Source organism: Labrys sp. 22185 (assembly GCF_052045555.1).
Classification (GTDB): domain Bacteria; phylum Pseudomonadota; class Alphaproteobacteria; order Rhizobiales; family Labraceae; genus Labrys; species Labrys neptuniae.
Genome location: NZ_JBQEPH010000121.1, coordinates 1 through 676 on the forward strand (window position 1 = coordinate 1; position 676 = coordinate 676).

General features: G+C 59.0%; 1 protein-coding gene and 1 pseudogene. Both read right to left on the minus strand.

The genetic code is table 11. The annotated features are described in order from the left end of the window. Positions 1-432: pseudogene (locus ACTJKX_RS38205) on the minus strand (hypothetical protein); the annotation flags it as partial. 16 nt (positions 433-448) lie between these two features. Continuing rightward, positions 449-676: hypothetical protein (locus ACTJKX_RS38210; RefSeq protein WP_440728504.1), on the minus strand; the 228-nt coding region annotated here is incomplete at its 5' end.

Sequence of the window (676 nt, forward strand, 5' to 3'; positions counted from 1 at the left end):
CAGCAGATGGGCTTGCCGTCCCTCCTGCGCTCCCCGCTTCAGATAATGGTCATAGAGATTGGCAAAGCCTCCCTTGATCAGGGCAGCATCGGTCAAATCCGCGTAGAGATGGCGATAGAAACCGGGTTCGAACAGCCAGTGTGCCGAAAGCTCATTCCGTCCGCTGAGGCAATAATGTTCGAAACCAGATGACACTTGCCCCTCGGCGATCGCCTGGGCCACCTGCTCATGCTCGGAAACATAGAAAGCCTCGTCGAAATAACGATTGGGCGAGTGCCCGAGCTTCATGCCAACGCGAAAATAAAACTCCAGAGGATATGCATCTTCGGGAACAGGGTAGCTTTGCAGATACCAGTCCGGGTCGAACCTGCCCCATAGCGGCCCGCCTCCGTCGGCGGCATCCGTGAGTGTATCCAGAACAAATTTTTGCAATATCCACACTCCCCGACTATCGGCTGCCTGCCTCAAACTCCGCAAAGAAGGTCTTGCGCTTGCCCTTCAGCCAGTCGCGGTCCTCCTGGCTGGCGTCCTCGTCTTCGACGAAGTCGCCGGTCATGAAGTAGGGCCAGGCCTCCTGTTCGGGCGCGCGCTTGAGAATGTCGCGATAAATCGCGATCAGGTCGCGCGCCTGGTCCGCGGCGGTGCGTGGCTTGACGGCCAGGGCCGGCGGCGAAGC